The organism is Naasia sp. SYSU D00948, assembly GCF_017916515.1.
Lineage (GTDB): Bacteria > Actinomycetota > Actinomycetes > Actinomycetales > Microbacteriaceae > Naasia.
In genome coordinates this window covers 2,646,503-2,673,411 of the sequence record NZ_JAFMTA010000001.1, presented here as the reverse complement: position 1 = coordinate 2,673,411, position 26,909 = coordinate 2,646,503, and the positions used below count along the sequence as shown (strand labels likewise).

Here is a 26,909-nt window from a genome sequence, read left to right as displayed (position 1 = left end):
ACCGAGATCATCCGACCGGAAGGGCGCCCTTCGCGCGGGTCTCCTGGATGCGCTTCGTCTCCTTCTGGATCGCCGGCTCCCGCTCCCGCAGCAGGGAGTAGAGGGGCGCGGCCACGAAGATCGTCGAGTAGGTGCCGACGAGGATGCCGATGAAGAGGGCGAGCGCGATGTCCCGGAGCGTGCCCGCGCCGAGCAGCATCGCGCCGATGAACAGGATGGCGGCGACCGGGAGGATCGCCACGATCGACGTGTTGATCGAGCGGACCAGCGTCTGGTTCACCGCCAGGTTGACGGAGTCGGCGAACGTCCGTCCGCCCCCCTCGCCGCCCAGCGTGTTCTCGCGGATCTTGTCGAAGACCACCACGGTGTCGTAGAGCGAGTAGCCGAGGATCGTGAGGAAGCCGATCACAGCCGCGGGCGTCACCTCGAAGCCGACGATGCCGTAGATGCCGGCGGTCAGCACGAGGTCGTGCAGCAGGGCGACCATGGCCGCGACCGACATCTTCCACGTGCGGAAGTAGAGCGCCATGAACACCGCGACGATCGCGAGGAACAGCAGGAGGCCGCGCAGAGCCTGGCCGGTGATGTCGGCACCCCAGGACGGGCCGATGAAGGACTCCGTCACCTCGGTGAGGGGGACCGAGTAGGCGTCCGCGAGGGCCTGCCGGATCTCGGCGCTCTCCTCGTCCTCGAGCTGGTCGGTCTGGACCCGGATGCCGTCGTTGCCCACGGAGGACACGCGAGGAGCGAGGTCGGGGACGACGCTCGTGACGGCCTCGGTCGCCGGGGTCTGGTCCGTCGTCTCGACCCCGCTGATCCGGAACTCGGACCCGCCGGTGAACTCGATGCCGAAGGTGTAGCCGCCGCGGAGGAACGGCACGAGCAGCGACAGGAGCACGGCGACCGCGGAGATCGTGAACCAGACCCGCCGGCGCCCGACGAAGTCGATCGAGCGGGAGCCCGTGTAGAGGTCGTTGCCGAACTGGGAGAAGCTCGCCATCAGGACCGCGTCCCCTTCCTGCCGCTCTTGGCTGTCCGTTCCACGGGGACGCTTCCCGACCTGCGCTCGGCCGGGGCGTCGGCCGATCCGGACTCGACGGGGGTCTCCTCGGGACGCTCCAGCGTGATCGTGCTCGTGTCCGCCGCCGCCTTGCGCTCGGCGATCGTCTGACGGCGCACGGCTTCGGCGCGGCTGGCCGCGAGCCGGCCCTTCGCCTCGACCGGGGCCCGGAACTGCGCGCGGCCGCGGTAGACCGCGCCCAGCGCCTGCGGGTTGAGGCCGGACGCCGGGTGACCCTCGCTGAAGAAGCGTGTCCTGCCGAGGAGCTGGAGCAGCGGGTGCGTGAACAGCGCCACGACGATGATGTCGACGATCGTCGTCAGGCCGAGCGTCAGGGCGAAGCCGCGGACGTTGCCGACGGCGAGCCAGAACAGGATGATCGCGGCCATGAAGTTGACGGCGTCGGAGGCGAGGACGGTGCGCCAGGCGCGCTTCCAGCCCGCCTCGATCGCGCCGTTCAGGCTGCGCCCGTCGCGCAGCTCGTCCCGGATGCGCTCGAAGTAGACGATGAAGGAGTCCGCCGTGATGCCGATCGCGACGATGAGGCCCGCGATGCCGGCGAGCGACAGACGGTATCCCTCGCGCCAGGACAGCAGCGTGACGATCAGATAGGTGAGCCCGGCGGCGACGACGAGCGACGCCACGGTCACGAGCCCGAGGGCCCGGTACTGGATCAGCGAGTAGACGACGACCAGGCCGAGGCCGATGAGTCCGGCGATCAGACCGCCCCGCAGCTGCTCCGACCCGAGGGTGGCGGAGATCGTGTCCGAGCTCTGCGTCTCGAAGCTGATGGGGAGGGCGCCGTACTTCAGCTGATCCGCGAGGGACTTCGCGGTCTCCTGCGTGAACGAGCCGGTGATCTGGGCGTTGCCGTCCGTGATGACGACCTCGGAGCGGGGAGCGGAGATGACCCGCTTGTCGAGGACGATGCCGAACTGGTTCTGGGGCTCGGCGAGACCCGTGAGCCGGGTCGTGACCGCGGCGAACTTCTCGGTGCCCTCGCCGTTGAAGTCGAGGTTCACGGCCCACACGCCGGTGTTGCCGCCGGTCTGGGTGGGCACGAGGCCGCTGGTCGCGTCGTCGATGTCCTCGCCGCTGACCTCGACCGGTCCGAGCAGGTACTTGATCGCCCCGTCCGGATCGCAGGTGACGAGAGGCTGGTCCTCGGGCGCCGGGACGCTCGGGTCGATGGTCGAGCAGTCGAATGCGTCGTACTGCGCCTGCAGCTCCGGAGTGATCTGCGCGAGGTCGCTCGGGTCCGTCGGCGTCGGCGCCGGAGTGGCGGGAGCAGTCGGGGTCGGGGTCGCGGTCGCGCCCTCCTCCGTGATGCTGTCCGGAGACGGCACCCCGGCGAGCAGCACGGGACGGAACTCGAGCTTCGCGGAGGCCTCGATCCGCTGCAGCGTCTCCTCGTCCGGCTGACCCGGGATGGACACGACGATGTTCTGCCCGCCCTGGGTGTTGATCTCCGACTCGGAGACACCGGCGGCGTCGACGCGCTGCCGCAGGATGCCCACCGCCTGGTCGAGCTGCTCCTGCGAGACCTCCTCGCCGCCCTCGACGACGGGCGCCAGGATGATCTGCGTGCCGCCCTCGAGGTCGAGGGCCAGCTTCGGGGTCCAGGAGGCGCCCGCGGTGAGGGCGCCGAGCAGGTTGAGGCCGGCGAGGACGGCGATGATCGCGCCCAGGCCGGCGAGGGACTGCCAGGCCTTCCGGACGGGGCTCGTTGGCTTCGCCAAGGGCAGGACTCAGCTTTCTCGTGTGGCAGGGAGCATCGCGGCCGCGCTCGGCGGCCGGCGGGCGACGCTACAGACTACTCGTCGATCTTCTTGCGGGCGCGGGTGGCCGGGTTCGTGTCGTCGACCGCATCGGTGGTGCGCTCGCCGTACGTCGCCTCGGTGGGCGTGCCGGGGTCGACCTCGCCCTCCTCGATGGCCTCGGCCTCGTCGTCGGTGACGACCTCGTGGGGCTCGACGACCTTCGCGATGGTCTGGCGGTGCACGGTGAGCACGGTGCCGGGGCTCGTCTCGATCTGGACCCGGTTCTCCTCGTCGTCCACCGAGAGGATGGTGCCGAACACGCCGAAGCTGGTCATGACCTCCGCGCCGGGCACGGTCCTCTCGGCCATCTCGGCGAGGTCGCGCTGCCGCTTCCGGCTGTTGCGGAACATGAAGAAGATGAGCAGTGCGAGCACTGCGAGCATGACGATGGTCAACGGATCCACGATGGAAGCCTTCCGGAAGAGGTCCGGGTCAGTGTAGTGACGCGGTGTGGGAGCGCTAGGAAAGCGCGTCGAAGGCCGGCTCAGCAGGCGCCGGCGTCCCCTGAATCATAGCCCGTCGCCGAAGAGGGCGGTCGGCACCGACGCCTCCCGCCGCGCAAGGCCGAAGTGGTCCCACGCAGCGGGAGTCGCGACCCGACCGCGCGGAGTGCGCGTGATCAGGCCGGTGCGGACCAGGAAGGGCTCGACGACGGACTCGATCGTCTCGGCCTCCTCCCCCACGGAGACCGCGAGGGTGTTGAGACCGACGGGTCCCCCGTCGAAGCGTGTGAGGATCCCGTGCATGACGGCCCTATCGAGCCGGTCGAGGCCGAGCGGGTCGACGTCGTACAGCTCGAGCGCCGCGTCGACCGCATCCCGACCCGCGACGGTCCGGTGCACCAGGGCGTAGTCCCGGACGCGGCGGAGCAGGCGGTTCGCGATGCGGGGCGTGCCACGGCTCCGGGAGGCGATCTCTCGCAGCGCCGCCTTCTCGAAGTCGAGCTCGAGGAGCCGGGCGGCCCGCTCCAGCACCTTCTCGAGCTCCTCGGTCTCGTAGAACTCGAGATGGGCCGTGAAGCCGAAGCGGTCCCGGAGCGGGTTCGGCAGCAGACCCGAGCGGGTCGTCGCACCGACGAGGGTGAACGGAGCGAGGTCGAGAGGGATCGACGTCGCTCCCGCGCCCTTGCCCACCATGATGTCGATCCGGAAGTCCTCCATCGCGAGGTAGAGCATCTCCTCGGCGGACCGCGCCATGCGATGGATCTCGTCGATGAACAGGACCTCGCCCGGGATGAGCGCGGAGAGGACGGCCGCGAGATCGCCGGCGTGCTGGATCGCGGGACCGCTCGACATCCGGAGGGGCCGGCCGCTCTCGTGCGCGACGATCATCGCGAGGGTCGTCTTCCCCAGTCCTGGCGGGCCCGCGAGCAGGATGTGGTCCGGGGTGCGGCTCTGCATCGTGGCGGCCTGGAGCAGCAGCTGGAGCTGGCCCCGCACCTTCGTCTGCCCGACGAACTCCCCGAGCGACTTGGGACGGAGCGCGCCCTCGAAGGCGAGCTCGGCCTCCGATTCCGGCTCCGGCCGGACGGTGACATCGCTCACGACACGGTCCCGCTGAGCTGGCGCGGTCCGAGCAGCGCCAGGGCGGCACGCAGCAGCGCCGGCGTCGAGCGGTCGGCGGAGGCGTCGGCGAGGATCTCGTCGACCGTCTGCTGGGCGGTCCGCTCGGGCCAGCCGAGACCGACGAGGGCGACGACGACGTCCGCGCCGACGGCAGCGGGCACGGAGGCGACGGCGGGGCGTGCCGGGGCGAACAGCTTGCCGGCGAGCGAGACGACGATGAGCTTCGCGGTCTTCGGCCCGATGCCGGACACCTTGCGGAAGGCGGAGTCGTCCTCCGAGGCGACCGCGGTCGCGACCTGGTCCGGGGTCATCGAGGCGAGCACCCCCATGGCGGACTTCGGCCCCACGCCCGTCACCCCGCGGAGCAGATCGAAGACGCGGAGCGCGTCCACGTCGGCGAACCCGAAGAGCGACAGGTCGTCCTCCCGAACGACGAGGGCCGTGTGTAGGAGGACCTCCTGGCCGGTGCGGAGGCTCAGCGCGTGCTGGGGCGTGACGGCGACGGAGTAGCCGATGCCGCCCACCTCAACGACGACCGACCCTCCCGCCAGCCCGAGGACCGTGCCGCGAAGGGAGGAGATCATGCCGTCAGGCTAGGCGGCCCCTGGGACCGTCCCCGGGAGCCGCCACGGCGAGTCGAAGGAGTGTTCGACGCGCGTTCCGCGCCCGCTGTCCCGGCTCCCGCGAGTTGCGCGGATCAGGAGATCCGTCGCCGATCAGGAAAGACTCCCGGATTCGCACACGGTTCAGGAGGACACGCCGAGTGCCGGACGGGATCTCCTGATCCGCGCAGCAGCTCACTGCACGCGACGGCGGGACGCCTTCTCCGCGTCCTGCCAGGCGCGCTGCGCAGGAGTGAGCCCGGCCGCGCCCGCGGCCGGCGCCGAGACAGGCGGGAGGCGCCACGCGTGGCAGATCGCGAGGGCGAGGGCGTCCGACGCGTCGGCCGGTGTCGGAGGCGCGTCGAGTCCGAGGACCCGCGCGACCATGGTCGCGACCTGCTTCTTGTCGGCCGAGCCGTAACCCGTCACCGCCGCCTTCACCTCGGAGGGCGTGTGCAGGCCGACGGCCAGCCCGCGCTCCGCGGCGACGTGCATGGCGACCCCGCTCGCCTGGGCGGTGCCCATCACGGTCCGGACGTTGTGCTGCGCGAAGACGCGCTCTAGCGCGACCGCGGTCGGGCGGTGCTCGTCGAGCAGCGCGGCGATTCCCCGGCCGATCGCGAGCACCCGCTCCTCGAGCGGGAGCTCGTGCGGAGTGCGGATGACGCTTACGTGGACGAGCGTCGCGCGCCGGTCGGGCGTGACGTCGACGACCCCGACGCCGCAGCGGGTCAGGCCGGGGTCGACGCCGAGGACCCGCACAGCGGGCTCAGTCGTTCTCGAGCTCGGCGAGGACCTCGGCGGAGACGTCGACGTTCGCGAACACGTTCTGCACGTCGTCGAGGTCCTCGAGCGCGTCGATCAGCTTGAAGACCTTGCGAGCGGTCTCGGCCTCCGCCTGCACCTCGACTCCGGGCACGAACTCGGCCTCGGCTGAGTCGTAGTCGATGCCCGCCTCCTGCAGTGCGGTGCGCGCCGCGACCAGGTCCGCCGTGTCGGTGACGATCTCGAAGCTGTCGCCGTTGTCGGTGACGTCCTCGACGCCCGCCTCGAGCACGGCTGCCAGGATGTCGTCCTCGGTGAGTCCGTCGGTCTTCTCGACGCGGATGACGCCCTTGCGGCTGAAGTTGTAGGCGACGCTGCCCGGGTCGGCCATCGTGCCGCCGTTGCGGCTCATCGCGGTGCGGACCTCGGCGGCGGCCCGGTTCTTGTTGTCCGTGAGGCACTCGATGAGGAGCGCGACGCCGCTCGGGCCGTAGCCCTCGTACATGATCGTCTGGTAGTCGACCGACTCGCCGGTGAGGCCGGCGCCGCGCTTGATGGCGCGGTCGATGTTGTCGTTGGGGACGCTCGTCTTCTTCGCCTTCTGCACGGCGTCGGCGAGCGTCGGGTTGCCCGTGATGTCGGCGCCGCCGATCTTGGCGGCGACCTCGATGTTCTTGATCAGCTTGGCGAACGACTTGGCGCGCCGGGCGTCGATGACCGCCTTCTTGTGCTTGGTGGTCGCCCACTTGGAATGACCCGACATGCGTATCCGCCTCCTCGATTCAGCCCGACCATTGTAGAGCCGCGTGTCGCAGGGACCGGGACCGGACGCCGCGGGGACCGCATCCCGGGCCGGTTAGGTGAATCCGGGCCGGGACGCCGGCCCGGATCCACCGGAACGGCCCCGGTCGCGGAACGGGGCCGTCAGCCGAGCTTGCGGAGGAAGTACCGGTGGAAGCGGTCGTCGCCCGTCACCTCGGGGTGGAACGAGGTCCCGAGGAGGCTGCCCTGCTCGACGGCGACGACGCGGCCGTCCTCCAGCTCGGCGAGGGCGTGCGCCTTCTCCCCCACCTCCTCGACGATCGGGGCGCGGATGAAGACGGCGTGCACCGGCTCCTCCCCCAGCTCCGGGATGTCGAGGTCGGTCTCGAAGGAGTCCAGCTGCGTGCCGAACGCGTTCCGGCGGACCACGACGTCGAGGCCGCCGAAGCTCTGCTGTCCCTCGATGCGGTCCCGGACCGTGTCCGCGAGCATGATGAGGCCGGCGCACGTGCCGTACACCGGCATCCCGTCCGCGATCGCCGCCTTGATCGGCTCTGCGACGCCGAAGGCGCGCGAGAGCTTGTCCATGACCGTCGACTCGCCGCCGGGGATCACGAGACCGTCGATGCCCTCGAGCTCCTCGGGACGCCGGACGAGGCGCGCGTCGGCGCCGAGGCCCCGAAGCACCGACAGGTGCTCCCGGAAATCGCCCTGCAGGGCGAGGACACCGACCCTCGGGGTCGTCACCAGCCGCGCGTCGCGAGGCGGTGCGGCGCGGGGAGGTCGGCGACGTTGATGCCGACCATCGCCTCGCCCAGGCCGCGCGACGCGTCCGCGACCGCCATCGGGTCGTCGTGGAACGTGGTCGCCCGCACGATCGCCGCCGCGCGCTTCGCCGGGTCGCCGGACTTGAAGATGCCCGACCCGACGAAGACGCCGTCCGCGCCGAGTTGCATCATCATCGCCGCATCCGCCGGGGTCGCGACGCCGCCCGCGGTGAACAGGACGACGGGGAGGCGGCCGGTGCGGGCCACCTCGACGACGAGGTCGTAGGGGGCCTGCAGCTCCTTGGCCGCGACGTAGAGCTCGTCGGGGCTCTTGGCGCCGAGCGCCGCGATCTCGCCCTTGATCTGACGGATGTGCTTGGTCGCCTCGGAGACGTCGCCCGTGCCGGCCTCACCCTTCGAGCGGATCATGGCCGCGCCCTCGGTGATCCGGCGGAGCGCCTCGCCGAGGTTGGTCGCGCCGCAGACGAAGGGGACGGTGAAGTCCCACTTGTCGATGTGGTTCACGTAGTCGGCGGGCGAGAGCACCTCGGACTCGTCGATGTAGTCGACCTTGAGGGCCTGAAGCACCTGCGCCTCGACGAAGTGACCGATGCGGGCCTTCGCCATGACGGGGATCGAGACCGAGTCGATGATCTGCTCGATGAGGTCGGGGTCGCTCATCCGGGCCACACCGCCCTGGGCGCGGATGTCGGCCGGGACGCGCTCCAGCGCCATGACGGCGACCGCGCCCGCGTCCTCGGCGATCTTCGCCTGCTCGGCGGTGACCACGTCCATGATCACACCGCCCTTGAGCATCTCGGCCAGGCCCCGCTTGACCCTGCTGGTGCCGAAGGAGCCGTTGCCCTGGTTCTGGGTGCTGTCCGTCACGTCCGTGTCGCCAATCCTCGAAGTCTGCGCGCCGAGTGCGCGCCAAGAGCCGGTGCATCCCGCACCGGCACCCCTCTATTCTACGCCCGGCCAGGCGGCGGCGAGGCTGGCGCGGACGTCTCCCAGCAGCTGCGGAAGCGCCTTCGTGCGGGCGATGATCGGGAAGAAGTTCGCGTCCGTCGCCCACCTCGGGACCACGTGCTGGTGCAGGTGCGCGGCGATGCCGGCCCCCGCGATCCGGCCCTGGTTCATGCCGATGTTGAAGCCGTCGGTGCCGGCCACCTGGCGGAGCACGCGCATCGCCGTCTGCGTGAGACGGGCGATCTCGTCGATCTCCTCCTCCGTCGCCTCGTCGTACAGCGGGACATGCCGGTAGGGGCACACGAGGAGGTGGCCCGAGTTGTACGGGAAGAGGTTGAGCAGCACGTAGGCGGTCCGCCCGCGGGCGACGATGAGCGCCTCCTCGTCGGTCCGGCTGGGGGCATCGCAGAACGGGCAGTCCTCGGGCTGGCCGCCGGTCTCGATGTAGACCATCCGGTGCGGCGTCCACAGGCGCTGGAACGCGTCGGGGACCCCGGCGAAGCCGGCCGACGACTCGACGGACTCGCCGGAGAACTCCTCCGGCGAGTAGGGCGCGTCGGTCATACGAGGTCGTCCGCCGTGAGCACCTGGCGCCGGTCGGCGATGCTCCCGCGGATCAGCGCGACGGCCTCGTCGACGGGCACGCCGTTGCGCTGGCTGCCGTCGCGGAAGCGGAAGCTGACCGCGCCCGCTGCCCGGTCCTCCTCGCCGGCGATCAGCTGGAACGGGACCTTCGCCTTGGTGTGCGTGCGGATCTTCTTCTGCATGCGGTCGTCGCTCGCGTCCAGCTCCGCGCGGACGCGCTCGCCGCGCAGCCGGTCGATGACGCCTCCCAGGTAGTCCGCGTACTCGTCGGCCACGGGGATGCCGACGACCTGCACGGGCGCGAGCCACACGGGGTAGGCGCCCGCGTAGTGCTCGAGCAGCACGCCGAAGAAGCGCTCGATCGAGCCGAACAGCGCGCGGTGGATCATCACGGGACGCTGCCGCGATCCGTCGGGCGCGGTGTACTCGAGCCCGAACCGCTCGGGCAGGTTGAAGTCGAGCTGCACGGTCGACATCTGCCAGGTGCGGCCGATGGCGTCGCGCGCCTGCACGGAGATCTTCGGCCCGTAGAACGCCGCTCCCCCGGGATCGGGGACGAGCTCGAGCCCGGACTCCTCGGCGACCTTGGCCAGCGTTGCCGTCGCCTGCTCCCAGATCTCGTCTCCGCCGACGTACTTGTCCGGGTCCTTCGTGGACAGCTCGAGGTAGAAGTCGGTGAGCCCGTAGTCGCGCAGCAGCCCGAGGACGAACTCGAGCGTGCGGGTGAGCTCCTCCTTCATCCGCTCCTGCGTCGTGAAGATGTGCGCGTCGTCCTGCGTCATGCCCCGGACCCGGGTCAGCCCGTGCACGACGCCGGACTTCTCGTAGCGGTACACGGTGCCGAACTCGAACATCCGCATTGGGAGGTCGCGGTAGGACCGAGCCTGCGACCGGTAGATGAGGATGTGGAACGGGCAGTTCATGGGCTTCAGGTAGTAGTCCGCGCCCTGACGCGTCAAGTGCCCCTGCTCGTCGCGCAGCTCGTCGAGGTGCATCGCGGGGAACATGCCCTCCGCGTACCAGTCGAGGTGCCCGGACTCCTCGAAGAGGCTCGACTTGGTGATGTGGGGGGTGTTGACGAAGTCGTACCCCTCCTCCTCGTGTCGCCTGCGGGAGTAGTCCTCCATCGCGCGGCGGATGATGCCGCCCTTCGGGTGAAAGACCGGGAGGCCGGACCCGATCTCGTCCGGGAACGAGAAGAGGTCGAGCTCGGCGCCGAGGCGCCGGTGGTCCCGGCGCTGCGCCTCCTCGATGCGCGCCTGGTACGCCCGGAGCTCGTCCTTCGACGGCCAGGCGGTGCCGTAGATGCGCTGCAGCTGCGGGTTCTTCTCGGACCCGCGCCAGTAGGCCGCGGCAATCCGGGTCAGCGCCCAGCCGTTCTGGATCACCCGGGTGCTGGGGACGTGCGGTCCGCGGCAGAGGTCCTGCCAGACGACCTCGCCGCTCTTCGGGTCGACGTTCTCGTAGACCGTCAGCTCGGCGCCGCCGACCTCGACCGACTCGCCGTCCTCGGATCCCTCGCCGATGGATCCCTTGATGCCGATCAGCTCGAGCTTGTAGGGCTCGGCCGCGAAGAGCTCACGCGCCTCGTCCTCGGTGACCACGCGGCGGCGGAACCGCTGACCGGAGCGCTGGATGCGCTCCATCTCCTTCGTGAACGCCTTGAGGTCCTCGGGCGTGAAGGGCTCGCCGACCCCGAAGTCGTAGTAGAAGCCGTCGGTCACCGGCGGCCCGATCCCAAGCTTCGCGTCCGGGTTGATGGACTGCACCGCCTGCGCGAGCACGTGCGCGGTTGAGTGGCGGAGGATGCTGAGGCCGTCCGCGGAATCGATGGCGACCGGTTCGGGCGAGACGCCGTCCGGCACCTCGCGTGCGAGATCCCACAGCTGGCCGTCCACCCGCATGGCGACGACGCTCTTGTCGGGGAACAGGTCGAACCCGGTCCTCGTCCCTCCCCCGGCGCTGTCGGTCGATGCTTCGGCGGCGGGCGAGAGGGGTTCTGTCACGGCGGTCTTCCTGCAGGGACGGGGACTCCCCCACTGTAGCGCCGGGCCGCAGGGCGCCCCGCCTCGCACGGGAGGCGGACTACGCCGCGGTCAGGCGTGCTTGGTGCTCCAGTGGATCTGCTCGGCCAGCTCGTGGATCGCCTCGCTCGAGAGGATCTCGCGATCGTGCGTGGCGGAGGTCACCGCCTCCCGGAGCACGGACTCGATCTCGTCGATCGGCCGTCCCCAGTGCGTGGCGGACACGCTGCGGATCGCCTCTCCGACGGCCGTGTGCAGGTCGCTGTGCCCGTGCTCGTCGAGCTCACGGCTGGCGCGAGCGCTCAGGCCAATGCGTGGTATCTCCATGCGCCGAGGCTAGGTCGGCGGACTGGGAAGAAGGAAGGCCTTGAGTCGATCGCCCTCGGGATGGCCGGCAGGAACCGGGTCAGTGGACGCCGACGCCGACGCTGCGCCAGCCGTTGATGCGCTTGACCTGCCAGTGCATCGTGAAGAGGTCGACGAGGGCCCCGAGTCCGAAGACGCCGAAGGTGAGCAGCCAGACGGTGCCCTTCACGGGCTTGCCGAGGTAGAAGTGCGGGATGCCGAAGACTCCGACGAGTCCGAACAGCATCAGGGCGTAGGCACGAGCGGTGGACACCGGCGGGAGCCAGGTGTCGAACGGGTGCTCCTCCTGCTTGGGGTGGAGCTTGAGCGGCGCTGGCGCGTAGGGAAGGGCGAGCGTCTGGGGCATCGGGTCTCCTTTCGACGGCCCAGCCAGCCTACGAAGCCCCTGCCCCCCGGAACCGGCGCGGGGGTAGCCTGGACCGGTCCCCCAAACGGCGGACAGCGTCGAGGCGACTTCCGGAACACGCGCGGGCTTCTCTTAGAAGCGCCCCACGACCAGGGGTTTTTCCGACAGCCGGATCGGGCGCGCCGCTCGGCGCGCAACCTTCAACCAAAACCTGAAGCAAGTTGTCCACGACGGGACGAAATGCCCTATCCGGCCTGCTCGGAGAGGACCGAGCTCGCGCTACTGACGCACCTGCTGGGCCTGCGGAGCCGGCTCCGGGATCATCTGCAGCCCTCCGGTGCTGTTCGCCGAGACCATCAGCGCCTCGACCCACGCCCGGTTGATCACGGGAGCGCGACTGCCGTCGAACTTGAACTGCAGAGGGATCGCCGGGTGGATCCAGATCGTGCTGCGACCGGAGTCGCCCTCATGCGTCCACGAGAGGGTGAACTTCTCGTCGCGGCGCAGCTTGGCGATGACCGCGAGCTTGAGATGAGCGAGGAGACGATCCTCGACCTCGATGGACGAGTCGCGACCGTAGATCAGCTTTCCCATTGCAGATTCCTGGTGTTCTCGGGGAGGAGCGCCCGCGGCGCGACGTCCATGTTATAGCCCAGCCGCGCCGCACCCCGCCGCCGACACGGCCGCGCGGCGACGACGGCGGGAAAGAAGAAAAAGGCGGCAAACGATAATGGATGAAGAGACGCCCCCACAAGGGCGATAAACAGGACTCACAGCAAGTCCTATTCTGGGCATATCCACGCGGCCTAGCCGATATCGGGCGGCCGCAGAAAGGTGACCAGAAATGAGCCTCGGAACCGGAATCGCGCTGTTCGTGATCGGCGCGATTCTCGTATTCGCCACGGACATCCAGCTCGACTGGATCAGTCTCGATGTCGTCGGATACATCCTCATGATCGCGGGCATCGTCGGCGTACTGCTCGGCGTGATGCTGCTCATGCGGCGCCGCCAGTCGGTCTCGACGACCCGGTCGGCGGTGGACCCGGCGAGCGGCGAGCGGATCACGTCCCGCTCGACGGAGCGCGACCCGCTCGTCTGACCGCTTCCCCAGGCCGAAGCCCCGCACCATCTCCCCGGTGCGGGGCTTCCCCTTTTCTCTGACGCTTCACTTCTCGTGGTGGAAAGGGAGGCGACTCACAGCGCGATCCTCGTTCTCCTGCAACAGGGACAGACGAGGTAATAGACGGAGCCGAGCGCGTCCAGTTCCAGCGGGATCAGGCACCGCGGACATTCCGTCCAGACTGATAACTCGGCTTCGCGCTCTTCCTCGGGCACGCCAGCAAGTGTGGCGTGTCGCATCCGCTCTGCCTAGTGCCGGAGGTCTCTCATCCCTCGCACACGGACACGGCGCCCGCGGGTCCCGCCGTCGGGCGGACGGTGACGACGGCGCCTGGGTGAAGGTGATACAGCCCTCGCGCGACCGCGGCCACCTCGCGCGGATCCGGCACCGGGAACAGGCGGCAGTCCGGACGGAGATACGCCGGGGTCCGCTCCGGCGCCTGCGGCAGCAGCCTGCCCAGCGCTGACGTGATGGTCTCGGCGGCCGCAGCGAGGGTCCGCGGCGGGCTCTCCGACCATTCCCCGCCGGCGCGCGGGAACGACGAGGTGAGGCCGAGACCCGCGACGAGGATCGCGCCTCCCAGCCAGGCGGCGAGTTCGGGGGACGCCCGATGATCAGACGGCACACCCATGTCGACCTCCGCTTCGATGCAGGGTCAAGGTCCCCTCGGGCGCGAGGATGCGCCCAACCGGCCGAAGTCTCCACCCTCGCGATGGGCGCGTGCGGGACCTACGTCCCGTGGATTTGCGCGCGGTAAGGAGGAGATCAGGGCCGCCGCAGCCGGTGCCGGAGCGCGGGCAGGGTCAGCGACCGGGGTTCGCGCTCCGGACCGGTGCGGTTCGCGCGGGCGGCGCGGATCTGCTGCACCCAGGCCACGATTCCCGCGAGCCGACGCGCGATCCGCGGAACGGCCCAGATCGTGAGCGCGAGTCCTCCCGCGACCACGACCGAGGCGACGCAGAGCGCCCCTGCGAGCAGTGCCGTCATGACGAGGTGGAAGAGAGCATCCACCAGCGAGTCCTCCACAAGAGCCTCCCTCCAGGCCCTGCCCAGCCACCGTGGAGGAAGCGTCCCACTTCCCGGACGGTTCCGAATGGGACTTTCGGCCTCCGCCGTCCCGTGGTAGACGGCTCGTTCCACTTCGGATGGAAGCGGGGGACGAAAGTCACGGCCGGGCCAACGAGGAGCGGGCGCCCATCCGAGGACGGGCGCCCGCTGTTCTCGTCGAGGGTCAGCCGGCGGCGGGCATCGCCACGGTGATGCGGCCCTCGCCGCCCTCCGGGTAGTCCGCCGCGGTCACCCGGCCGCCGAGGTCCTCGGTCAGGTAGATCTCGAAGGCCTCCTGCTGCGTGATCGGCAGGACCGTGAAGTCGACGCCACCGAACGGGTAGCCGTCACCGCCGCGGAGCAGGAAGTCGATCGTCGCGACGGAGATGGTGTCGAACACACCCGTCGCCACACCGTCCTCGACCAGGACCGTTCCGTCGTCGAGGACGAGGTCGACGATGCGGGATCCGACTTCCTGCGTCGGGTCGTAGCTGACCCTGTAGCCCGCCGCCTGGCCGAACTGGCCCGCCGGCTGCAGCACGCCGTCCTCGACGCCGCCGCCCAGGCCGTGCTCCACCACCGCGATGAAGGTCTCCACCGGAACGGCGGGCGCAACGGCGACGAAGTTCACGAAGGGCAGCGCGGTGTACGTGTCCAGTGCGGTGATGGGTCCCGCCGGAAGCACCGACGCGTTGCGGATGCCGCCGCCGTTCTGCAGGGCGACGACAGGCGGCTCGATGCCCGCCTCCTCCGCCTCGCGCTGGCCGACCGCGAGCAGCGAGTCGGCGACCAGGTTCCCGAGGTTCGTCTCGATGCTGCGCACGTCGTTCCGGATGCCGTTGAGGGCGACCTCCGAGGTGGCGACGACCTCCTCGGCGAGTCCGGCGACGTACTCCTGCACGGGCTCCACCACCTGCTCGCGCACGGCGGCATCGGGCTCGACGGCGTCCGGGCCCTGAGCCGCGACCGGGATGGGGCGCGACAGGTCCTCGTGGATCTGGAGGAGCTCGCCCTCCTTGTCGAAGGTGACGACCAGCCGGCCGACGTAGGTGTACAGCGCAGCGGTCGTCACGATCGGCACGGTCTCCCCGTCGGCGTCCGTGGCGTCGATCGGGTAGCTGTCGTAGACGGTCGTGCCGTTGGGCACGAGGGGGTCGCCCGGGTCGGCCAGGAGCTCGTGACCGCCGCCGCCGACGATGATGTCGACGCCGCGGAGCTGCCCGGCGAGGAGCTCCTCGTTGTCGATGTCCTGGAGGTGGGAGACGAGGATGACCTTGTCGACGCCGGCCGCCGCGTAGGCCGCGGCCTGGGCGTTCGCGATGCCTGCGAGATCCGGGTCGACGGTCACGTCCCCGAGGCTGGTCAGCTGCGGAAGCTGGTCGGTCGTGAGACCGATGATGCCGATCTCCTCGCCCTTGATCCTCTCGACGTGCGACGTGACGATCGTGCCGTCCTCGACCTGCGCGAGGAGCGCGGGCTCCTCCGCGAAGCCGAGGTTGCCGGACACGAAGGTGGTCGACGTTCCGAGGTCCTCCAGGTACTGCCCGAGGAAGTCGGGTCCGAGGTCGAAGTCGTGGTTGCCGATGGCGGACACGTCGAACCCGGCCGCGGCGAACGCGGTCGCGTCGTAGATGGGAAGGCCCGACTCCTCGCTCGCGGCGAGCTGGGCACCGGGGAGGAAGTTGTCGCCGGCGGAGATGGTGATGACGCCGCGCTTGCCGGCCTGCCCGGGGCCGGGCTCGCCCTTGGTCGCGAGCTCCTGCTGCTGCTGGATCAGCTCGACGAATCGGTCGGCGCCGCCATAGGTGCCGCCGTCCGTCCCCGTGATCGGCAGCAGCGCCGACTCGAGGTCGTTCGCGTGCAGCACGGTCAGGGTGAAGTCGGGCTTCGGCGCCTTGTCGGGGTAGGCGGAGGCGGCGGCAGGCACCGAGCAGGCGACGAGGGTCGCCGTGGCGACTGTGACCGCGAGTGCTCCTCGGCGCAGGGGAATGGGGGACATGGATCTCCTTGAGTCTCTTCTCGAAGGCGACCTTCGCAACCGCAGGTGTCGCGCAGGTTACGGAACTCGGGCGACTCGCCGACAGAAGGCGAAGGTGGAACGATCAGTCTGCATCGTCCGCATAGGGTACGGAACCGTTGTCCATCGATTATCCGGAAGGACTCTCTCCGTGCCCTCCCCCTCTCTCGCCCCACGGCATCGCGGCGCCTGCGGCCTCGCCGGCCTGACAGCCGCGACGCTTGCGCTGGCCGGTCTGCCCGCATCCAGCGCCTCCGCCGCCGTGCCGGTGACCCCCTTCATCGCCGAGCTCCACTACGACAACAGCGGAGTCGACACCGGCGAGTTCGTCGAGGTGCAGCTCCCAGCGGGCACGTCCTCGGCGGGGCTGTCCGTGGTGCTCTACAACGGCAGCAACGGCGCCGTGTACGGCACCGCAGCGCTGCCGACGGTGACGGCGTCCGCCGACGCCCCGGCCGTCGCGGTCATCGACTACCCCGTCGACGGGATCCAGAACGGCTCGCCCGACGGGATCGCCCTCGTGTCCGCGGACGGGACGGTGCTCGAGTTCCTCTCCTACGAGGGGCGGTTCACCGCGGCGAACGGACCCGCGGCCGGGACCGCGAGCACCGACATCGGCGTCCGCGAGGGGGCCGAGGCTCCCGGTTCTTCGCTGTCACGCACCTACGACTCCGCGGCGGATGCCCTCGTCTGGAGCGGCCCCGCCGAGTCGACCAAGGGGCGCGTGAACACCGCCCTGGAGCCGGCTCCGGTCGCCGTCTGCGAGCTCGCGGTCACCCACGAGATCGGCGCCGTCCAGGGCGAGGGGGCGTCGACGCCCGTCGAGGGTCAGCAGGTCACGGTCCGCGGAACCGTCGTGGCCGATCTCCCCGGCTTCTCGGGATTCCACCTGCAGGACCCGGACGGTGACGGGAACGAGCACACCTCCGACGCGGTGTTCGTCTTCAGCACCGTCGACGTCGGCCTCGGCGACACGGTGGCGGTCACGGGCGCGGCACAGGAGCGCTTCGGGCAGACCCAGATCAGCGCCGGAGCGGAGTCGGAGATCTGCACCGACGGCGACGCCTCCAGCCTTCCCGGGCCTGCTCCGCTCGACCTGCCCGCCGACGACGCGGCCCGCGAGCGGCTCGAGGGCATGCTCGTCTCCCCCGTCGACACCCTGACCGTGAGCGAGGTCTTCGACCTCACGTCCTTCGGTGAGCTGACCCTGTCCGAGGGCGGGCTCCTCGTCCAGCCGACCGAGCTCGCCCGCCCGGGCGAGGAGGCGGAGGCGATCGCCGAGGCGAACGCGCTGCGCCGGATCGTGCTCGACGACGGACTGAGCGCGCGCGTCACCGTCGCCACCCGGCCCTACCTCTCCCCCACCACGCCCGTCCGCGTCGGCGACGAGCTGACGCTTCTCGAGCCCGTGGTGCTCGGCTACGGCTTCGACCAGTGGCGCCTCCAGCCCTCCGACGGCGCCGCCGCCGGCGTCTTCGCTCCTCAGAACACCCGCCCGGCCGCACCGGACGAGGTGGGCGGCGACGTCCAAGTCGGCGCCTTCAACGTGCTCAACTACTTCGTCACGCACAGCGGACCGGACGCGCGCGGAGCTCGGAGCGCCGCCGAGTTCGACCGGCAGGCCGCGAAGATCGTCACCGCGATCCAGGGGCTCGAGGCCGACGTCGTCACGCTGATGGAGATCGAGGACACGGACTCCACCGGCTTCACGCCGGGGAACGCCGACTCCGCCCTCGCCGACCTCGTGAACCGCCTGAACGCGACGGCGGGCGCGACGGTGTGGGACTACGTGCCCCTGCCCGACGAGCTGTACGCGGTCGACCGGGACGTGATCCGCAACGCGATCATCTACCGGAGCGATGTCGTCCTTCCCGTCGGGGAGCCGGCCGGCCTGGTCGACGAGACCGTCTGGTACAACGCGCGGGAGCCGATCGCGCAGTCCTTCACCAAGGACGGCGACCTGTTCACGGTCGTCGCGAACCACCTGAAGTCGAAGGGCTCCGCGGATGACGCCACCGGCGACAACGTGGACAGCGGCGACGGCCAGGGCGCCTGGAACGGCGACCGCGTGCGCCAGGCCCAGTCCCTCGCGGCGTTCACCGAGCAGCTGCGGGCGTCCACCGGCGACGAGGACGTGGTGCTGCTCGGCGACTTCAACGCCTACATGCAGGAGGATCCGATCGAGACGCTGCGCGAGGCGGGCTACGTCGACCTCGGCGAGACGCTGGACCCGGGCCGGTACAGCTACGTGTTCGACGACATGTCGGGCTCCCTCGACCATGCACTCGCGACGGAGGAGCTGGCTGCGAAGGTCACCGACCTCGTGCACTGGAACATCAACGCGGTCGAGTCCTTCGCGCACCAGTACACCGGTGACCCGGTCCTCTACGCCGCCGACCCCTACCGCTCCAGCGACCACGATCCCCTCCTGCTGGGCATCGACCTCGCGGAGCGCTGCAACGGGCTCGAGCCGACCCTCCGCGGCACCGACGGGGACGACGTCCTCATCGGCACCAGCGGGGTCGACGTTATCCTCGGCCTCGGCGGCGACGACACGCTCCGCGGCGGGAACGCCGAGGACGTCATCTGCGGCGGCGACGGGGACGACCTGATCGAGGGCGGGAACGGCGCGGACGTGCTCCTCGGCGGCTTCGGGGACGACCGGCTCCGCGGGGAGAACGGCGACGACCGCCTGGTCGGCGGGCCGGGCGACGACGATCTCGACGGCGGCCGCGGCGCGGGAAGCGAGGAGCAGGAGGGCCCCGACTCCTGACAGTCGGCGAGGGGGGCGGCGCCCGCCGCCGCCTCCCTCGCGCCCGTCCTTCCGCGATCGGCACGGCCCGAGCATGATGAGGACGATGGACACTGCACCGGAGGCCTCAGGCCCAAAGCCCGTCGTCGAGCTCACCGAGGACGAGTGCTGGGACTTCCTGCGCAGCCAGGAGCTCGGCCGGCTGGCGGTCAGCGTGGCGGGTGTGCCGGACATCTTCCCGGTGAACTTCGTCACCGACGCCCGGACCGTGCTGTTCCGCACGGCCCACGGCACCAAGCTCCTCGAGCTGGCCGTCAACCAGTACGTCGCCTTCGAGGCCGACCGCTGGAACATCGCGGAGGGGACGAGCGTCGTCATCCGCGGCAGAGCCTCCATCCTGGAGAGCGCGGAGGAGCTCGACGAGGCCGCCCGGCGCGAGCTCAGCCCCTGGGTCCCGGGGGCGAAGCCGGTCTTCGTCCGCATCCAGCCCGCGACCATCACGGGCAGGCGCCTCCGGCTGAGGACCGACCGGAGCAGCTGAGCCGCTTCCCGACATGCGAGGCGCCCTCGGCACGGCGTCGCACCCTGGTCTGTCGCCGCGCCGGACCGCACGAGTACTGTGCAGGCCGAGGGGACCCGACTGCAGAACGGAGCGCCGATGCCCGCCCGCTCTCTCCCGCCCGCCGCACCCGATGCCTCCGGGAATCGGCGCAGGCCCGCCTGATGGCGCTTGAGCAGGCGCGCGGCGCGCCCGGAGGGGCGGCGACCGCCTTCGCGACCCCACCGGAAGGGCTCACCAGCGCGGAGGTCGCCGAACGGGTCGCGCAGGGCCTCACGAACACCGTCAGCGATGTCACGAGCCGGAGCGTCTGGGACATCGTCCGCGCGAACGTCCTCACCCTGTTCAACGCGATCGTCGCGGGCAGCTTCGTCCTGCTGCTCGTCCTGGGGCAGTGGCGGGATGCGCTCTTCGGGCTGTCGGCCGTCGCGAACGCGGTCATCGGCGTCGTGCAGGAGTACCGCGCCAAGCGGTCCCTGGACCGCCTCGCGGTGGTCAACGCGCCCCGCACCCGAGTGCTGCGCGACCGCGAGGAGGTCGAGATCCCGATCGCGGACGTCGTGCTCGACGATGTGCTCGTCCTGCGCCCCGGCGACCAGCTTCCCGCGGACGGGACCGTCGTCGAGTCGGAGGGGCTCGAGGTCGACGAATCGGTGCTGACCGGCGAGGCGGACCCCGTCGCGAAGGAGCCGGGGGCGGGCGCGCTCTCCGGGTCGAGCGTCCTGGCGGGGACCGGGCTCGTGCGGGTCACGAAGGTCGGCGACGACTCGTTCGCGAGCGAGCTGACGGCGGAGGCGAAGCGCTTCTCCCTCGTCGCGTCGGAGATCCGGGCCGGGCTGGACCGCGTCCTGCGCTGGATCACCTGGATGCTCGCCCCGATCATGCTGATCGTGATCAACGGGCAGATGCAGGTCCTCGGCGGATGGGAGACCGCCATCCGGACCGGGACCTGGCGCACGGGGGCCGTGGGCGCCGTCGCCAGCACGATCGCGATGATCCCCCTCGGTCTCGTGCTGCTGACGAGCGTCGCGATGGCCGTCGGCGGCGTCCGCCTGGCCCGGCAGAAGGTGCTCGTGCGCGAGCTCGCCGCCGTCGAGGGCCTGGCCCGCGTGGACATGCTGTGCCTGGACAAGACGGGGACGATCACGGAGGGCGCGATCGCCTTCGACGCCACGCACCCCGTCGGCGCGACGCCTCCCGACGGCTGGCGGGACGCCCTCGCCTGGTTCGGGTCCGACCCGAACGCGAACGCGACGGCTCGGAGCCTCACGACCGAGTTCCCGGTCTCGCACGAGCTCACTCCGGTGGCCGCCGTCCGCTTCAACTCGACGAGGAAGTGGAGCGCCGCGCAGTTCGGCGACGGCAGTGCCGCGCCGGGCACCTGGGTGCTCGGCGCACCCGAGCTCGTCCTCCGTGACGCGTCGGACGACGCGCTGCGTGCCGCCGCCGACCTCGCCGCCGGGGGGCGCCGGACGCTGGTGCTCGCGGCGACGACGCGCGACCTGCGCGTCGACGCCCAGGACCAGGAGCTTCCGCCAGGACTGCGCGCGGTCGTGCTGCTCACGTTCACCGAAGTGGTCCGCCCGGACGCCCGCCAGACCCTCGACTACTTCCGGCAGCAGGACGTGCAGATCCGCATCCTCTCCGGCGACGACCCCCGGACCGTGGGCGCGGTTGCCCGTCAGGTCGGTCTCGACGCCGGGGACTGCTTCGACGCCCGCCGCCTTCCGGAGGATCAGGCCGAGCTGGGAGAGGTCCTCGAGAACCACGTCGTCTTCGGCAGGGTCACCCCCGAGCAGAAGCGGCACATCGTGCGGGCCCTGCAGTCCCGCGGCCACGTCGTCGCCATGACGGGCGACGGCGTGAACGACGTCCTCGCGCTCAAGGACGCGGACATGGGGATCGCGATGAACACCGCCACGGCCGCGACCAAGGCGGTGTCGCGACTCGTGCTCCTCGACGGGCGGTTCGACCGGCTCCCCAGTGTCGTCGCGGAGGGGAGGCGCGTGATCGCGAACATCGAGCGCGTGTCCATGCTGTTCCTCGCGAAGACGTCGTACGCGATCCTCATCTCGGTCGTCTTCGGGGCCCTGCTGTGGGGGTTCCCGTTCCTGCCCCGGCAGCTGTCGGTGACGGACGGCCTGACCATCGGGATCCCGGCGTTCTTCCTCGCGCTCATGGCCAATCCCCGCCGCTACCGCTCCGGATTCCTCCGACGGTCCCTGCTCTTCGCCGTGCCCGCGGGGGCGATCGTCACGACGGCGATCACCGCGGTGCACATCGCGGGCTCCGTCACCGGCGCCGACGACCCGGACGCCGTCCGAAGCGCGTCGGTCATCACGCTGACCGTCGCGGGCCTGTGGATCCTCGTCGTCATCTCCCGCCCGCTCGACGCGCGCCGGATCCTCGTCATCGCCGCGATGTTCGCGGGCGCGGTCCTGATGTTCGCCGTGCCGTTCGTCGCCGAGTTCCTCGTGCTGCCCGTGCCCCCTCCCGCGCTGCTGATCGCCGCCGGGTCCGTCGGGCTCGTCGCGGCGGCCGCGGTCGAGGTGCTCGACCGGGTCCACCGCCGGTGGGTCCGCGGGCCGCGCGCTAGCGGAGCGCCGACCCCTCCCGCGGGCCCGCCGGCACTCGGTCGACGCTGAACTCGTCCGGTCCCTGGTCGAGGCGGAACGGCGGGTACTCGTCGCGCAGCAGCGCCGCGTAGACCACGACCCTGTACAGCCAGCGGTTGATGCCCACGACGAGGTCGAACAGCCCGTTCGGATACCGGGCGGTGAAGAGCAGGACGAACCCGGCGACGAGGACGAGAGCGCCGAGAACCGACACCGTCCGGGCGGCGCCCGTGAGCGAGTCGAGCTCGCTGAAGCCCTGCCAGACGTTCGGCAGGAACATCAATCCGTTCGTGAGCGCGGCCAGCACGAGGTAGTGCGGGATCGCGAGCAGCCACCACTTGACCAGGACGAGGCCGTTCGAGAGCCGTTCGGGATAGTCGACCTGCAGATCGGCCGGGTAGTCGGTGCTCGCGAGGGTGAACGGCGGGTAGCGGTCGGTGCCGAGCGCGGCGTACGCGTAGAAGCCCACCCGCCAGCTCCAGCGCAGGACGCCCACGTTGAACTCGAAGAGGGACCGTGGATACCGGCCGGTGAAGAGGATCGCGACCCCCGCGACGATGGTCGTGACCAGGAACGCGACCCAGAGCAGCGCCAGCAGGAGGTAGTGCGGGATTGCGAGCAGCCACTTCACGAGCCAGAGCCAGCGGGACAGGGGCTCGCCCCGTCGACCGACGAGCCGCACCGGGATCGGCCGGAGCCCCTCCCCCGGCACGACGGCCGCCTGTACCGCGGCTCCCGGTCCCGAAAGCAGCGACCTGCCGACCCCGGTCGCCCCGAGGATCAGCAGCGGGATCCCGGCGAGCACCAGGAGGACCCCCGTACCGAGGACGGCGAGGGCGAGCGGGGCGAACAGGTCGCTGCGGAAGCCCGACTGGATCCGGGCGGACACACCGGGGCTCCCGTCCTCGTTCATCACCACGATCGCCCAGTCGCCGGGCTGGATGCTCCAGGTGATCTCCTGCTCGCCGGTGCCCGACGACGATTCCACCCAGAAGGTCTGACGCGTCGGGTCGGCGGGCTCCTCGGAGCCGGGGATGTCGCGGTACTCGGCTTCGAAGGGGTGGTATCCGATCTCGGTCACCTCGGTGCGATGCACACCCGCCAGGTAGCGGTCGACGTCCGCCTGGGCGGCGATGCCGATGAACAGAGCACGGTCGCCGGACGCCCGGAGCCGGACCTCGCCGATGTCGAACGGCAGGTCCGGTGTCCCCTCGTCGCCGACGAACTCCGCCGTGCGAGGCGTGGTCAGCGCGTAGGCGTCGGTGGCGAACAGGGTCGACGGCGCCGTGACGAAGCCCTCGTCGCCCTGTGCGGCCGCGAACGTGGCCGCAGCGACACCGCCGGCGACGATCGGAAGGCCGACCAGGGTCAGCAGTCCGCCGAGCACGAGCATCACGATCGCGCCGACTGGAGTTCCTCCTCGAACGCTCTCCCGCTCCGTCGTCTGGGTCATGACGTCTCCCCTTCCCGAAGCGTCCGATGCTCGCGGTGGGCGCGCCCGGGCGTCAGGGGCCAACGTCCCCCGGACGTGTGGGTGGCTGGGGTTACGGTTCCGGCATGGCGGAACCGGTCGGCGCGTGGTGGGCGAGGCGGCAGTTCTCCCGCGGCGTCGACGTGCCCTACGCGGTCGGCACGTACCGGGAGGCGTGGGCGCCGTTCCCCGTCCTGATCCGGCAGTACCACCCGGAGCTCAACGGCGGGATCGTGCTGAGCCAGATCCCGCCGGCCGCCGAGGTGCTGCTCCAGTGGCAGTGCGACGCCGGCCACATCTTCGTGGCGACCCCCGACGAGCAGCGGAACCGGCCCGGGCGGGAGCGGCGCCGCTCGGTGTGGTGCCCCGACTGCCTCGCGGCGGCGCGTCCCCGGTCGGTTCGCCCCGCACAGGCTCCGGCGGTCCCGCCCGAGCGGCGGCGCCTGGACCTGTGCCCGCGCACGCCCGACCTCCCCGTGGGCGAGCCGTTCCTCAGCGAGTGCGCGCCGAAGCCGGCGTCCGCGGTCGAGGCGCGGCTGCGCAGCGACCTCGCCGATCGGCTCGCCTTCACCCCCGGGCTGAACGCGGTCCGGGTGCGCCGGCCCTTCTTCGACCACCTGGAGGTGTGGCCGGACATCCTGCTTCCCGAGCTGCGTGTCGCGATCGAGTACGACAGCACGGGGCGGCACGGCCTCGAGCACGTGGGCCAGCGGGAGGACGCCGATAGGCGGAAGGACCGCGCCCTCCGGTCGGCCGGCTGGGAGGTCATGCGGATCCGCACCGGCCGCCTGGAGAAGCTCGGCCCGCACGACCTCCAGCTGTCCGGGATCACCCGCCGGACCTGCGACGCGATCCTCGACGAGCTCCGGGCGATCCGCGGTCCACTGCTCGTCGACGCCTACGCGCGCTGACCGCTACCCGCGCAGGGCGAGAGCCTCGCTGACCCATCGCGCGTGCAGCTCCCACGGGTCCTGGGCGCCGGCGCCCAGCACCTCGAGATGACGGAGGATCACAGGCGACAGCCGGAACCACTCCGAGGCCGGGGTGTAGCGGTCCTCCGCGAACTGCGCATGGCGTCGCTGCTCGATCGAACGGCCCCCTCGCTCGAAGGCGAGCAGCTCCTGGTGGCGGATGCGCGAGAGCCGCTGGCGCGGGTTGGCGGACGTCCCGATCTTCACGCGGTCCTCGTACCGGAGGTAATAGACGACGTCGACCCGCGGAGGCGGGAGCTCCTCGTCGACCGTGTCGCCCACCCGCCACTCGCAGATCGCGCAGAGCCAGCCCGACGGATAGCGCACGCCGAGCCGGGAGCCGCAGAGCCGGCACGGCGACGGCAGCAGGTCCGTCCGACCGTCGGTCTCCTCCACCCAGGCGGCCGCGATCGCGAGGTGCACGTCGCACAGACCGAGCGGGCCGTCGGCCGGGACCGTCCGCCCGCACGAGTCGGCGACGCAGGACCGCCCGGCTCGGCCGGCGGGTATCGCGGGCTCCGAGGAAGAGGGCATGGCGTTCGGGCTCCTTGGTCGAGGAGCGGGTCCGGCCTCCCGCCGTCCTGATCGTACGGGCTCCATCCGACACCGCCCAGCCGGCGGATCCCGAGCCGCGGCGCACGCCTCGCGAGCGTCGGCGAACGGGCCGGAGCGGGACCATCGGCCCTGGGACCCCCGCGACCGGCAGGTCTTCACTGGCCGCGTCCATCCGAAGGAGGAGGCATCCATGAACCACAGAGCCAGGACGGCCGCCACGACGGTCGCCCTCGCCGCCGCACTCGTCGCCGGAGGCGCCGCTCCTGCTCGAGCGCAGGACGTCGTCGTCGACTTCCCGGCGGGAGTCGCCTGCGAGTTCGCCGTCACCGTCGAGATCGAGGGCGGGAATGCTCGGACCCGCGACTTCTTCGACGAGGACGGGAACATCGTGAGGACGCTCGTCACCGGCCGGGGCGACGACCTGACCTTCATCAACGCCGAAACCGGCGAGTCCCTGGTCCTCGCATTCCGTGGGGCAGCGCAGCGGGTGACGTATCACCCCGACGGCACCCAGACCGTCGTGGCCTCCGGGCACGTCGTGCTGATCCTGTTCCCGACGGACGTCCCCGCCGGTCCGACGACGACGCTGTACGCGGGTCGCATCGAGTTCACGATCGACGCTGCCGGAGTCTTCACGCTGCAGCGGACCTCGGGGACGAGCACGGACCTCTGTGCGGCGCTCGCCTGAGCCGGACGAGCCCCCGCGGGCCGGCCAGGGACACCCGACGGTGCCGGTCAGGGCTGCGCGAGGATCGCCTCGATCTGCGCCTTCGCCTGGTCGAGCAGGGCCTGCGTGTCCCGGTTCCCCTCGAGCGCGCTCTGGATCACCGGGAGAAGGACGGTGTCGGCGATCTGCCGCCACCGCGGGATCGCCGGCGCCGCCCGGCTCGCCGGCGAGCTCAGGGTCGTGAGCAGAGCGGCATAGTGCTCGAACCCCTCCCGGTCCGCGTAGGCCTCGACCACCGAGATCCGCGCAGGCAGGCGGGGCGGGGCGCCGACGAGGAGACCGTCGTGCTCGAACGCGTGCCGCAGGAAGTCGATGCCGGTCCCCCGGTTGCGTGATCCCTCCGGCACCGCGAGGTACACGCTCCGCGGGACGCCCGCGACGCCTCCGGGACCGGCGATCATCGGTGCGACCCCCACCTTGCCGGTCACCGGCGAGTTCTGCGGCATGTCCGGATAGGCGGAGCCCGAGAAGCGCATCATGGCGAGGGAGCCCTGGAGGAACAGGATGCGCGCGCCGGCCGCGTCCAGGGTCGGGGCGAACGGCGGCGCGAACCGCCGGAGGCCCGCATAGAAGTCGAGGGCGGCCACATGTGCGGCGTCGTTCACCACGACGCCGTTCCCGTCGACCACCAGGGCCGCGGCACCGGCCTGGGACACCGCCGCGAGCCAGTCGGTCTCGACGCCCCCTTTGAGGTCCGTGCCGTAGAGGTCGAGCTGGCCGTCGCCGTCGATGTCCCGGGTGAAGAACTCGGCCACATCGCGGTACTGCTCCCAGTTCCCCGGAGGCGACAGGGGGTAGCCGTAGCGCTCCTCGAACGCGGCCTGCTCCGACCCGTCCTCGAAGAGGTCCGTGCGGTAGTAGAGGACGTCGGAGTCCACCGAGACGGGCATGCCGACGAAGTCCCCGTCCACCTCCGCCTCCTCGAGGGCGCCGGGAAGCAGGTCCTCGCGCACCTCGGGGGTGTAGAGCCGGTCCAGCGGCGTCAGGTGCTCCCCGAACTCGGCGAGCCAGCTCCCCTCGACGGCGACCACATCGAACGAGGTCGACTCGGCGGCCAGCTCCTCCCGGATGCGCTCGTGCAGCAGATCGTCGGCCATCGTCTCGAGCAGCAGGTGATCCGGCCCCCACTGGTTGAAGGACTCCGCGATGGGGCTGAGGTCGACGAGCGCCTGTGAGCTGAGCGTGCTCAGCTCACGCGCTTCCCCTGTGCCAGGGAGGACGCCGCAGGCGGTGAGACTCAGGGCTGCGACCGCGCCCGCGGCCGCAGTGCAGAGGGACCGGCGACGGCGCCGGACGCGGGACCGCAGCTGCCGGCTGCGAAGTGCCTCCACGTCGGCCCCACCTCTTGGCTTCCCGCCTGATTCGATTGTCTGGCGCGAAGCTAGACCGGGGCCGATTCGGTGTCAACAGGCGCGCGTCGGATGCGCGTCAGAGGTTCGGGCCG

26 protein-coding genes are annotated in these 26,909 nt (G+C 71.0%); 6 read left to right on the top strand and 20 right to left on the bottom strand.

Annotation, left to right across the window (positions count from 1 at the left end):
• Positions 1-7: 7 nt before the first annotated feature.
• The 14 genes from secF to J3P30_RS12450 all read right to left on the bottom strand — a co-directional run bounded on the left by secF (position 8) and on the right by J3P30_RS12450 (position 12,225).
• Positions 8-1,000, bottom strand: coding sequence for a protein translocase subunit SecF (gene secF / locus J3P30_RS12515; RefSeq protein ID WP_210481345.1), 993 nt, complete (start codon positions 998-1,000; stop codon positions 8-10).
• On the bottom strand, positions 1,000-2,799 hold the full coding sequence (secD, locus tag J3P30_RS12510) for a protein translocase subunit SecD (RefSeq protein WP_210481344.1): 1,800 nt from the start codon (positions 2,797-2,799) through the stop codon (positions 1,000-1,002). The genes secF and secD overlap by 1 nt, the downstream gene beginning before the upstream one ends.
• A 74-nt stretch (positions 2,800-2,873) precedes the next feature.
• Positions 2,874-3,284: a preprotein translocase subunit YajC gene (gene yajC, locus J3P30_RS12505; protein ID WP_307807496.1), complete on the bottom strand. Its 411-nt coding sequence runs from the start codon at positions 3,282-3,284 to the stop codon at positions 2,874-2,876.
• Positions 3,285-3,389: 105 nt separating this feature from the next.
• Entirely contained in the window at positions 3,390-4,424 is a 1,035-nt protein-coding gene (gene ruvB, locus J3P30_RS12500; RefSeq protein ID WP_210481343.1) for a Holliday junction branch migration DNA helicase RuvB, read from the bottom strand.
• Positions 4,421-5,029 (bottom strand): Holliday junction branch migration protein RuvA, encoded by a 609-nt coding sequence (gene ruvA / locus J3P30_RS12495; RefSeq protein ID WP_210481342.1) that lies wholly within the window; start codon positions 5,027-5,029, stop codon positions 4,421-4,423. The genes ruvB and ruvA overlap by 4 nt, the downstream gene beginning before the upstream one ends.
• Before the next feature lie 213 nt (positions 5,030-5,242).
• Positions 5,243-5,809 carry a crossover junction endodeoxyribonuclease RuvC gene (gene ruvC, locus J3P30_RS12490; protein WP_210481341.1) on the bottom strand — a complete coding sequence of 189 codons (567 nt, stop codon included), beginning with the start codon at positions 5,807-5,809 and terminating at the stop codon, positions 5,243-5,245.
• A gap of 7 nt (positions 5,810-5,816) precedes the next feature.
• Positions 5,817-6,575 (bottom strand): YebC/PmpR family DNA-binding transcriptional regulator, encoded by a 759-nt coding sequence (locus J3P30_RS12485; protein WP_210481340.1) that lies wholly within the window; start codon positions 6,573-6,575, stop codon positions 5,817-5,819.
• A gap of 161 nt (positions 6,576-6,736) precedes the next feature.
• Complete coding sequence (gene pdxT, locus J3P30_RS12480) at positions 6,737-7,324, bottom strand: pyridoxal 5'-phosphate synthase glutaminase subunit PdxT (RefSeq protein WP_210481994.1); 588 nt, start codon at positions 7,322-7,324, stop codon at positions 6,737-6,739.
• On the bottom strand, positions 7,318-8,229 hold the full coding sequence (gene pdxS / locus J3P30_RS12475) for a pyridoxal 5'-phosphate synthase lyase subunit PdxS (protein ID WP_210481339.1): 912 nt from the start codon (positions 8,227-8,229) through the stop codon (positions 7,318-7,320). The genes pdxT and pdxS overlap by 7 nt, the downstream gene beginning before the upstream one ends.
• Positions 8,230-8,304: 75 nt before the next feature.
• The gene (locus J3P30_RS12470) at positions 8,305-8,874 is read right to left on the bottom strand and encodes an HIT domain-containing protein (RefSeq protein WP_210481338.1); all 570 of its coding nucleotides are present in this window, start codon (positions 8,872-8,874) and stop codon (positions 8,305-8,307) included.
• Positions 8,871-10,799 carry a threonine--tRNA ligase gene (gene thrS, locus J3P30_RS12465; protein ID WP_210481993.1) on the bottom strand — a complete coding sequence of 643 codons (1,929 nt, stop codon included), beginning with the start codon at positions 10,797-10,799 and terminating at the stop codon, positions 8,871-8,873. Before thrS ends, J3P30_RS12470 begins: the two co-directional genes overlap by 4 nt.
• 192 nt (positions 10,800-10,991) lie before the next feature.
• Positions 10,992-11,246, bottom strand: a complete 255-nt coding sequence (locus tag J3P30_RS12460) for a hypothetical protein (RefSeq protein WP_210481337.1) — start codon at positions 11,244-11,246, stop codon at positions 10,992-10,994.
• Positions 11,247-11,325: 79 nt separating this feature from the next.
• The gene (locus J3P30_RS12455; protein ID WP_210481336.1) at positions 11,326-11,631 is read right to left on the bottom strand and encodes a TM2 domain-containing protein; all 306 of its coding nucleotides are present in this window, start codon (positions 11,629-11,631) and stop codon (positions 11,326-11,328) included.
• Positions 11,632-11,910: 279 nt separating this feature from the next.
• Complete coding sequence (locus J3P30_RS12450; RefSeq protein WP_210481335.1) at positions 11,911-12,225, bottom strand: hypothetical protein; 315 nt, start codon at positions 12,223-12,225, stop codon at positions 11,911-11,913.
• Between the two features lie 250 nt (positions 12,226-12,475).
• Here J3P30_RS12450 and J3P30_RS12445 point away from each other — a divergent pair, with 250 nt between their 5' ends.
• Positions 12,476-12,730, top strand: coding sequence for a DUF6458 family protein (locus J3P30_RS12445; protein WP_210481334.1), 255 nt, complete (start codon positions 12,476-12,478; stop codon positions 12,728-12,730).
• Between the two features lie 286 nt (positions 12,731-13,016).
• Here the strand turns inward: J3P30_RS12445 and J3P30_RS12440 are convergent, their stop codons facing one another.
• The 3 genes from J3P30_RS12440 to J3P30_RS12430 form a co-directional block, all read right to left on the bottom strand.
• A complete protein-coding gene (locus J3P30_RS12440; protein WP_210481333.1) occupies positions 13,017-13,382 on the bottom strand; it encodes a hypothetical protein in 366 nt (121 codons plus the stop codon).
• A gap of 134 nt (positions 13,383-13,516) precedes the next feature.
• Positions 13,517-13,762: a hypothetical protein gene (locus J3P30_RS12435; protein ID WP_210481332.1), complete on the bottom strand. Its 246-nt coding sequence runs from the start codon at positions 13,760-13,762 to the stop codon at positions 13,517-13,519.
• Between the two features lie 220 nt (positions 13,763-13,982).
• A complete protein-coding gene (locus J3P30_RS12430; protein WP_210481331.1) occupies positions 13,983-15,797 on the bottom strand; it encodes a bifunctional UDP-sugar hydrolase/5'-nucleotidase in 1,815 nt (604 codons plus the stop codon).
• 169 nt (positions 15,798-15,966) lie between these two features.
• Here J3P30_RS12430 and J3P30_RS12425 point away from each other — a divergent pair, with 169 nt between their 5' ends.
• From J3P30_RS12425 to J3P30_RS12415, 3 genes are all read left to right on the top strand, one after another.
• Positions 15,967-18,588: an ExeM/NucH family extracellular endonuclease gene (locus J3P30_RS12425; RefSeq protein WP_210481330.1), complete on the top strand. Its 2,622-nt coding sequence runs from the start codon at positions 15,967-15,969 to the stop codon at positions 18,586-18,588.
• Positions 18,589-18,673: 85 nt separating this feature from the next.
• Complete coding sequence (locus J3P30_RS12420) at positions 18,674-19,108, top strand: pyridoxamine 5'-phosphate oxidase family protein (RefSeq protein WP_210481329.1); 435 nt, start codon at positions 18,674-18,676, stop codon at positions 19,106-19,108.
• A 182-nt stretch (positions 19,109-19,290) separates the two neighbouring features.
• Positions 19,291-21,771 (top strand): HAD-IC family P-type ATPase, encoded by a 2,481-nt coding sequence (locus J3P30_RS12415; RefSeq protein WP_210481328.1) that lies wholly within the window; start codon positions 19,291-19,293, stop codon positions 21,769-21,771.
• On the opposite strand, the gene J3P30_RS12410 is transcribed toward J3P30_RS12415, so the two are convergent.
• Positions 21,719-23,194 (bottom strand): DUF4389 domain-containing protein, encoded by a 1,476-nt coding sequence (locus J3P30_RS12410; protein ID WP_210481327.1) that lies wholly within the window; start codon positions 23,192-23,194, stop codon positions 21,719-21,721. The genes J3P30_RS12415 and J3P30_RS12410 overlap by 53 nt on opposite strands.
• 104 nt (positions 23,195-23,298) lie before the next feature.
• Here J3P30_RS12410 and J3P30_RS12405 point away from each other — a divergent pair, with 104 nt between their 5' ends.
• Positions 23,299-24,123, top strand: coding sequence for a zinc-ribbon domain-containing protein (locus tag J3P30_RS12405; RefSeq protein WP_210481326.1), 825 nt, complete (start codon positions 23,299-23,301; stop codon positions 24,121-24,123).
• A gap of 3 nt (positions 24,124-24,126) precedes the next feature.
• Here the strand turns inward: J3P30_RS12405 and J3P30_RS12400 are convergent, their stop codons facing one another.
• Complete coding sequence (locus tag J3P30_RS12400) at positions 24,127-24,717, bottom strand: GIY-YIG nuclease family protein (protein ID WP_210481325.1); 591 nt, start codon at positions 24,715-24,717, stop codon at positions 24,127-24,129.
• A gap of 211 nt (positions 24,718-24,928) precedes the next feature.
• Between J3P30_RS12400 and J3P30_RS12395 the strand changes: the two genes are divergently transcribed.
• On the top strand, positions 24,929-25,426 hold the full coding sequence (locus tag J3P30_RS12395; RefSeq protein ID WP_210481324.1) for a hypothetical protein: 498 nt from the start codon (positions 24,929-24,931) through the stop codon (positions 25,424-25,426).
• A gap of 47 nt (positions 25,427-25,473) precedes the next feature.
• On the opposite strand, the gene J3P30_RS12390 is transcribed toward J3P30_RS12395, so the two are convergent.
• Positions 25,474-26,796, bottom strand: coding sequence for an extracellular solute-binding protein (locus tag J3P30_RS12390; protein WP_210481323.1), 1,323 nt, complete (start codon positions 26,794-26,796; stop codon positions 25,474-25,476).
• Between the last annotated feature and the right edge of the window lie 113 nt (positions 26,797-26,909).

Coding starts and splice junctions, on each gene's coding strand:
- J3P30_RS12445 (WP_210481334.1), top strand. CDS start 12,476: ATGAGCCTCGGAACCGGAATCGCGCTGTTCGTGATCGGCGCGATTCTC.
- secF (WP_210481345.1), bottom strand. CDS start 1,000: ATGGCGAGCTTCTCCCAGTTCGGCAACGACCTCTACACGGGCTCCCGC.
- J3P30_RS12440 (WP_210481333.1), bottom strand. CDS start 13,382: ATGGGTGTGCCGTCTGATCATCGGGCGTCCCCCGAACTCGCCGCCTGG.
- J3P30_RS12415 (WP_210481328.1), top strand. CDS start 19,291: ATGGCGCTTGAGCAGGCGCGCGGCGCGCCCGGAGGGGCGGCGACCGCC.
- J3P30_RS12405 (WP_210481326.1), top strand. CDS start 23,299: ATGGCGGAACCGGTCGGCGCGTGGTGGGCGAGGCGGCAGTTCTCCCGC.
- J3P30_RS12485 (WP_210481340.1), bottom strand. CDS start 6,575: ATGTCGGGTCATTCCAAGTGGGCGACCACCAAGCACAAGAAGGCGGTC.
- J3P30_RS12470 (WP_210481338.1), bottom strand. CDS start 8,874: ATGACCGACGCGCCCTACTCGCCGGAGGAGTTCTCCGGCGAGTCCGTC.
- J3P30_RS12420 (WP_210481329.1), top strand. CDS start 18,674: ATGGACACTGCACCGGAGGCCTCAGGCCCAAAGCCCGTCGTCGAGCTC.
- J3P30_RS12430 (WP_210481331.1), bottom strand. CDS start 15,797: ATGTCCCCCATTCCCCTGCGCCGAGGAGCACTCGCGGTCACAGTCGCC.
- J3P30_RS12455 (WP_210481336.1), bottom strand. CDS start 11,631: ATGCCCCAGACGCTCGCCCTTCCCTACGCGCCAGCGCCGCTCAAGCTC.
- J3P30_RS12410 (WP_210481327.1), bottom strand. CDS start 23,194: ATGACCCAGACGACGGAGCGGGAGAGCGTTCGAGGAGGAACTCCAGTC.
- J3P30_RS12450 (WP_210481335.1), bottom strand. CDS start 12,225: ATGGGAAAGCTGATCTACGGTCGCGACTCGTCCATCGAGGTCGAGGAT.
- J3P30_RS12400 (WP_210481325.1), bottom strand. CDS start 24,717: ATGCCCTCTTCCTCGGAGCCCGCGATACCCGCCGGCCGAGCCGGGCGG.
- ruvA (WP_210481342.1), bottom strand. CDS start 5,029: ATGATCTCCTCCCTTCGCGGCACGGTCCTCGGGCTGGCGGGAGGGTCG.
- thrS (WP_210481993.1), bottom strand. CDS start 10,799: ATGCGGGTGGACGGCCAGCTGTGGGATCTCGCACGCGAGGTGCCGGAC.
- J3P30_RS12395 (WP_210481324.1), top strand. CDS start 24,929: ATGAACCACAGAGCCAGGACGGCCGCCACGACGGTCGCCCTCGCCGCC.
- J3P30_RS12460 (WP_210481337.1), bottom strand. CDS start 11,246: ATGGAGATACCACGCATTGGCCTGAGCGCTCGCGCCAGCCGTGAGCTC.